This is a genomic window from Neisseria sp. HMSC070F02 (assembly GCF_001814225.1).
Taxonomy (GTDB): Bacteria; Pseudomonadota; Gammaproteobacteria; order Burkholderiales; family Neisseriaceae; genus Neisseria; species Neisseria meningitidis.
Genome location: NZ_KV815387.1, coordinates 1 through 6,542 on the forward strand (window position 1 = coordinate 1; position 6,542 = coordinate 6,542).

Consider the following 6,542-nt stretch of genomic DNA (forward strand, 5'->3'; position numbering starts at 1 on the left):
GGTCTGGATTCCCGCCTGCGCGGGAATGACGATTTGGAAATTACCCGAAACCCAAAAACAACTGAAACCGAACAGACCGGATTCCCGCCTGCGCGGAAATGACGGGTCTTTTATCATCTTTAAAGGCTGCCGCGCGCCATCTCGACGGCGGTCTCCACGGCAGTTATCAGGCTGCCGGAATCCGCCCTGCCGGTTGCCGCCAAATCGAGCGCGGTGCCGTGATCGACGGAGGTGCGGATAAAGGGCAGGCCGAGCGTGATGTTCACGCCCTGTCCGAAGCTGTGGTATTTCAACACGGGCAGCCCTTGGTCGTGGTACATCGCCAATACGGCATCCGCGCCTTCGAGCATAAACGGTTGGAACAGCGTATCTGCCGGATACGGGCCGGCGAGGTTTATCCCTTCGCGGCGCAGGTTTTCCAATGCGGGGATAATGGTGTCGGTTTCTTCGTGTCCGAGGTGTCCGCCCTCGCCGGCGTGGGGGTTGAGTCCGGCGACCAGGATTTTGGGATTTTTGATGCCGAATTTGTGTTTTAAGTCGTGATGCAGAATGCGTGCGACGCTTTCAATCAGCGGTTGCGTGATGGCGGCGGCAACGTCTTTCAGCGGCAGGTGGGTCGTTACGAGGGCGACGCGCAGGTCTTTGCCGGCAAGCATCATCACAACCTGCCCCGTGCCGCTTTTTTCCGCCAGATATTCGGTGTGTCCGCTGAAAAAACCTGTGCTTGCGCGCGCGTCGTTGATGATGCCTTTGTGCAGCGGCGCGGTAACGATGCCGTCGAAAATGCCGTCTGAAATGCCTGCGAGCGCGGTGTCCAAAAGTTGCAGCACATAGGCGGCGTTGGCGGGATTGAGCCGCCCTGCCTCAACCGCTTCGACGGCAGGGATGTGCAGCACTTCCAGCTCGCCGTATGCCGCGCCGCCTGATTCCGGATCGAAGTCGCGCAAGACGACGCTTTTGCCCAAGGCTTCGGCGCGCGCGCGCAACAGGTGTTTGTCGCCCAATACCGCGCAGCGGCAGGGCAGGCGTGCAAACGCCAAGTCCAAACAAATATCGGGGCCGATGCCGGCAGGCTCGCCGGAAGTAACGGCAAAAACAGGCTGTTTCATCGTGTTTGCTCCAAACAAAATGCGATTCTAACGCCGCAGCCGCGCGGCGATGTAAATTTTTCTGATTTTGTTGACAATCTGCTAGAATGGGCGTTTACAAAATTTAAACCCTGCTTGCATACCGCCAATATGTGCGGGTTTCAACTTTAAGGAAGCGATATGAACGAGAACTTTACCGAATGGCTGCACGGCTGGGTCGGCGCCATCAACGATCCGATGTGGTCATACTTGGTTTATATGCTTTTGGGTACGGGGCTTTTCTTCACCGTAACCACGGGCTTTGTCCAATTCCGCCTGTTCGGGCGCAGCATCAAAGAAATGCTCGGCGGCCGCAAACAGGGGGACGACCCTCACGGCATCACGCCGTTTCAGGCATTTGTAACCGGCCTTGCCAGCCGCGTGGGCGTGGGCAATATCGCGGGCGTGGCCATCGCCATCAAAGTCGGCGGACCGGGCGCGGTGTTTTGGATGTGGGTAACCGCCTTAATCGGTATGAGTTCGGCGTTTGTCGAATCTTCGCTGGCGCAGCTCTTTAAAGTCCGCGACTACGACAACCACCATTTCCGGGGCGGCCCTGCCTACTACATCACTCAAGGGCTGGGGCAGAAATGGCTGGGCGTGTTGTTCGCCCTGAGCCTGATTTTCTGTTTCGGCTTTGTGTTTGAAGCGGTTCAGACCAATACCATTGCCGATACCGTCAAAGCGGCGTGGGGTTGGGAGCCTCATTATGTCGGCGTCGCCCTGGTGATTTTAACCGCGCCGATTATCTTCGGCGGCATCAGGCGCATATCTAAAGCGGCGGAAATCGTCGTCCCCCTGATGGCGGTTTTGTACCTCTTTATCGCTCTTTTCATCATTTTGACCAATATTCCGATGATTCCGGACGTGTTCGGTCAGATTTTTTCGGGCGCGTTCAAATTCGACGCGGCAGCAGGCGGCTTACTCGGCGGTCTGATTTCGCAAACGATGATGATGGGCATCAAACGCGGCCTGTATTCCAACGAGGCGGGTATGGGTTCCGCGCCGAACGCCGCCGCCGCCGCCGAAGTGAAACACCCTGTTTCGCAAGGTATGATTCAAATGCTGGGCGTGTTTGTCGATACCATCATCGTTTGTTCTTGCACCGCCTTCATCATCTTGATTTACCAACAGCCTTACGGCGATTTGAGCGGTGCGGCGTTGACGCAGGCGGCGATTGTCAGCCAAGTGGGGCAATGGGGCGCGGGCTTCCTCGCCGTCATCCTGTTTATGTTTGCCTTTTCCACCGTTATCGGCAACTATGCCTATGCCGAGTCCAACGTCCAATTCATCAAAAGCCATTGGCTGATTACCGCCGTTTTCCGTATGCTGGTTTTGGCGTGGGTCTATTTCGGCGCGGTTGCCAATGTGCCTTTGGTCTGGGATATGGCGGATATGGCGATGGGCATTATGGCGTGGATCAACCTTGTCGCCATCCTGCTGCTCTCGCCCTTGGCGTTTATGCTGCTGCGCGATTACACCGCCAAGCTGAAAATGGGCAAAGACCCCGAGTTCAAACTTTCCGAACATCCGGGCCTGAAACGCCGTATCAAATCCGACGTTTGGTAAATCCCGCCCTTACCGGAGCCGCTTCCCCGCGAAGCGGCTTTTCCCTTTCCGCACACTGTAAAAACAGGGCGAACAAGCGTACAATCCCAACCCTTTACTTTTGAATCCATTTCGTTTTTCAGACGGCATATTGAATATAGTGGTTTAACAAAAATCAGGACAAGGCGACCGAAGCCGCAGACAGTACAGATAGTACGGAACCGATTCACTTGGTGCTTAGCACCTTTAGAGAATCGTTCTCTTCGAGCTAGGGCGAGGCAACGCCGTACTGGTTTTTGTTAATCCACTATAAATGCCGTCTGAAACACCGTCAGGCAATACACACATGACCCACATGATTTACCCCAAAACCTACGACGTTATCGTCGTCGGCGGCGGACACGCCGGCACAGAAGCCGCGCTCGCCGCCGCCCGTATGGGCGCGCAGACGCTTTTGCTCACACACAATATTGAAACGCTCGGACAAATGTCGTGCAACCCCTCCATCGGCGGCATCGGCAAAGGGCATTTGGTACGCGAACTCGACGCGCTCGGTGGCGCAATGGCGTTGGCAACCGACAAATCAGGTATCCAATTCCGCCGCCTGAACGCCAGCAAAGGCGCGGCAGTGCGAGCCACGCGCGCACAGGCCGACCGCATTTTGTATAAAGCCGCCATCCGCGAAATGTTGGAAAACCAAGAAAACCTCGACCTTTTCCAACAAGCCGTCGAAGACGTAACGCTCGACGGCGAACGCATCAGCGGCGTAATTACCGCGATGGGCGTGGAGTTTAAAGCACGCGCCGTCGTGTTGACCGCAGGCACGTTTTTGTCCGGCAAAATCCACATCGGTTTGGAACACTACGAAGGCGGACGCGCCGGCGACCCCGCCGCCAAATCGCTGGGCGGACGTTTGCGCGAATTGAAGCTGCCGCAAGGCCGTCTGAAAACCGGCACGCCGCCGCGCATCGACGGACGCACGATTGACTTTTCCCAACTGACCGAACAGCCCGGCGACACACCCGTTCCCGTCATGTCCGTGCGCGGCAGTGCCGAAATGCACCCGCACCAAGTGTCCTGCTGGATTACGCATACCAACACGCAAACCCACGACATCATCCGCTCAGGCTTCGACCGCAGCCCGATGTTTACCGGCAAAATCGAAGGCGTGGGCCCGCGTTATTGTCCGTCTATCGAAGACAAAATCAACCGCTTCGCCGACAAAGACAGCCACCAGATTTTCCTCGAACCCGAAGGTCTGACCACGCACGAATACTACCCCAACGGTATCTCCACCAGCCTGCCGTTCGACATTCAAATCGCGCTCGTCCGCAGTATGAAAGGTTTGGAAAACGCCCATATCCTGCGCCCCGGTTACGCCATCGAATACGACTACTTCGATCCGCGCAACCTCAAAGCCAGCCTTGAAACCAAAACCATTGAGGGACTGTTTTTCGCCGGGCAAATCAACGGCACGACAGGCTACGAAGAAGCCGCCGCGCAAGGCCTGCTCGCAGGCGCGAACGCCGTGCAATACGTCCGCGGACAAGATCCGCTCCTGCTGCGCCGCGAACAAGCCTATCTCGGCGTATTGGTGGACGACCTCATCACCAAAGGCGTGAACGAACCCTACCGAATGTTCACCAGCCGTGCCGAATACCGATTGCAACTCAGGGAAGACAACGCCGATATGCGCCTGACCGAAGACGGCTACAAAATCGGCTTGGTGGGTGAAGCGCAATGGCGCATGTTCAACGAAAAACGCGAAGCCATCGAGCGCGAAATCCAACGTTTGAAAACAACGTGGTACACGCCGCAAAAACTCGCCGAAGACGAACAAATCCGCGTATTCGGACAAAAACTCAACCGCGAAGCCAACCTGCACGACCTCCTGCGCCGCCCGAACCTCGATTACGCCGCGCTGATGACGCTCGAAGGCGCGATGCCGTCTGAACGCCTCGCTGCCGAAGTGGTCGAGCAAGTCGAAATCCAAGTCAAATACCAAGGCTATATCGACCGCCAAAACGAAGAAATCGACAGCCGCCGCGACATCGAAACCTTAAAACTGCCCGACGGCATCGATTACGGCAAAGTCAAAGGCTTATCGGCAGAAGTGCAGCAAAAGCTCAACCAGCACAAACCTGAAACCGTCGGGCAGGCAAGCCGCATTTCCGGCGTAACGCCTGCCGCCGTCGCACTGCTGATGGTGCATTTGAAGCGCGGGTTTAAAGACGCGAAATAAACACATCGGTACGATGCCGTCTGAAACATCGTTCAGACGGCATTCCCACCATCCCAACAGGAAACATCATGCACATACTGACCGCCGGCGTGGACGAGGCAGGACGCGGGCCTTTAGTCGGCAGCGTGTTTGCCGCCGCCGTCATCCTTCCGGAAACATTCGACCTGCCCGGACTGACCGACTCCAAAAAACTCAGCGAGAAAAAACGCGACGCGCTTGCCGAAATGATAAAAAATCAGGCGGCCGCGTGGCACGTCGCCGCCGCCACGCCCGAAGAAATCGCCAGCCTCAACATCCTGCACGCCACCATGCTCGCGATGAAACGCGCCGTTGACGGTTTGGCTGTGCGTCCCGAAAAAATATTCATCGACGGCAACCGCATTCCCGAACATTTGAACATCCCTGCCGAAGCCGTCGTCAAAGGCGACAGCAAAATCATCGAAATATCCGCCGCATCCGTTTTGGCAAAGACCGCCCGCGATGCGGAAATGTACGCACTGGCGCAACGCCATCCCCAATACGGTTTCGACAAACACAAAGGTTACGGCACGAAGCAGCATTTGGAAGCCCTCGAAAAATACGGCGTGCTGCCCGAACACCGCCGCGACTTCGCCCCCGTCAGAAACCTGCTCGCGCAGCAGACGCTGTTTTAAACCGGCACAAAAATGCCGTCTGAACTTCAGACGGCATTTTCAGCATCGCAACTTCAAAGAGAAAGAACCCAAACCGTCATTCCTGCGAAAAACAGAAAATCAAAAGCGTGGGCAACAAGTTGCGTACGCTACGCTCACTGCCAAGAAACAATTTTACCGTTTTCAATTTTTGGTAAATTATCTTGTAACGCACAAAAACCAAAACATTTTTGTGTGAATTTCGTCCTGAATTCTGTTAATTTATCAATGAACTCTTGTTCATTTTCCTTTGTTTGAAACGAAAATTCATCTTGTAACTTTTCATAATCGAAATTACCCATTTCATCACAATATAATTTATCAAATTCATCTGCTAGCCAAATGCACAATTCTTTCAGATGATTGTCTGATAAAATTTCCTGTGGTAATAATTCTTCACACCAATCGTTTTCAATAATTTCATCATTTTCATCATAAAACCATACTGGAAAACAGTGAAATTCAAGTAACAATCTTATTTTTTTCATTTAACTACTCTTTTGGGGTTGGCACCAACAATAAACCCATTATTGCCTATATCAATAGCCACACGGTGTTTTGTGCCGTTATAGGTGAATTCATATATAGGTCTTGTGCGTTGCATTCCTACAATTTGTCCATTTTTAACCGCAGTCATCAAATAATTAGGAATTTCAGATAAAGAAACCTAAAATCCGTCATTCCCGTGAAAACGGGAATCCAGTCCGTCCGGTTTCCGTTTTTTTTTGAATTTCGGGAAACTTCCAAACCGTCATTCCCACAAAAACAAAAAATCAAAAACTGAAATTTCGTCATTCCCGCGCAGGCGGGAATCTAGAAACTCAAAGCTGCAAGAATTTATCAAAAATGACTGAAACTCAAAAAACCGGATTCCCGCGAAAACAGGAATCCGGAGTCTCAGGGTTGGAAAAACCGTTTTTCCCGATAAGTTTCCGTACCGACAGACCTAGATTC

General features: G+C 53.7%; 5 protein-coding genes. 3 read left to right on the top strand and 2 right to left on the bottom strand.

Annotated elements, in window-relative coordinates:
• Positions 1–119: 119 nt before the first annotated feature.
• Entirely contained in the window at positions 120–1,109 is a 990-nt protein-coding gene (gene pdxA / locus HMPREF2959_RS03315) for a 4-hydroxythreonine-4-phosphate dehydrogenase PdxA (protein ID WP_002243200.1), read from the bottom strand.
• Positions 1,110–1,268: 159 nt separating this feature from the next.
• Between pdxA and HMPREF2959_RS03320 the strand changes: the two genes are divergently transcribed.
• From HMPREF2959_RS03320 to rnhB, 3 genes are all read left to right on the top strand, one after another.
• Complete coding sequence (locus tag HMPREF2959_RS03320; RefSeq protein WP_002215509.1) at positions 1,269–2,696, top strand: alanine/glycine:cation symporter family protein; 1,428 nt, start codon at positions 1,269–1,271, stop codon at positions 2,694–2,696.
• A gap of 325 nt (positions 2,697–3,021) precedes the next feature.
• Positions 3,022–4,917 carry a tRNA uridine-5-carboxymethylaminomethyl(34) synthesis enzyme MnmG gene (gene mnmG, locus HMPREF2959_RS03325; RefSeq protein ID WP_033915009.1) on the top strand — a complete coding sequence of 632 codons (1,896 nt, stop codon included), beginning with the start codon at positions 3,022–3,024 and terminating at the stop codon, positions 4,915–4,917.
• A 68-nt stretch (positions 4,918–4,985) separates the two neighbouring features.
• Positions 4,986–5,570, top strand: a complete 585-nt coding sequence (gene rnhB, locus HMPREF2959_RS03330; RefSeq protein ID WP_002243198.1) for a ribonuclease HII — start codon at positions 4,986–4,988, stop codon at positions 5,568–5,570.
• A gap of 134 nt (positions 5,571–5,704) precedes the next feature.
• On the opposite strand, the gene HMPREF2959_RS03335 is transcribed toward rnhB, so the two are convergent.
• Positions 5,705–6,076 carry a hypothetical protein gene (locus HMPREF2959_RS03335; protein ID WP_002240208.1) on the bottom strand — a complete coding sequence of 124 codons (372 nt, stop codon included), beginning with the start codon at positions 6,074–6,076 and terminating at the stop codon, positions 5,705–5,707.
• Positions 6,077–6,542: the final 466 nt, after the last annotated feature.